Source organism: Streptococcus sp. HMSC072D03, assembly GCF_001812855.1.
In the GTDB taxonomy this organism is placed as follows: domain Bacteria; phylum Bacillota; class Bacilli; order Lactobacillales; family Streptococcaceae; genus Streptococcus; species Streptococcus salivarius_D.
Window position 1 is genome coordinate 1 of record NZ_KV810638.1, and the last position, 221, is coordinate 221.

Annotated in this window: 1 pseudogene; it reads left to right on the top strand. The window is 54.3% G+C overall.

What is annotated here, in order from left to right:
- Nucleotides 1-221 (top strand): annotated as a pseudogene (locus tag HMPREF2877_RS10935) (hypothetical protein); the annotation flags it as partial.

Below are 221 nucleotides of genomic sequence, written 5' to 3' on the forward strand. Positions count from 1 at the left end.
GCTGACGTACTTGCGGATTCGCTCGCACTTGTTGAGGCACTCTGTGACGCTGATGTGCTGGCTGATTCGCTCGCACTGGTTGAGGCGCTCATCGACGCTGAAGTACTTGCAGATTCACTTGCACTTGTTGAAGCACTCATCGACGCTGAAGTGCTGGCTGATTCGCTCGCACTCGTTGAGGCGCTCATCGACGCTGAAGTACTTGCAGATTCACTTGCACT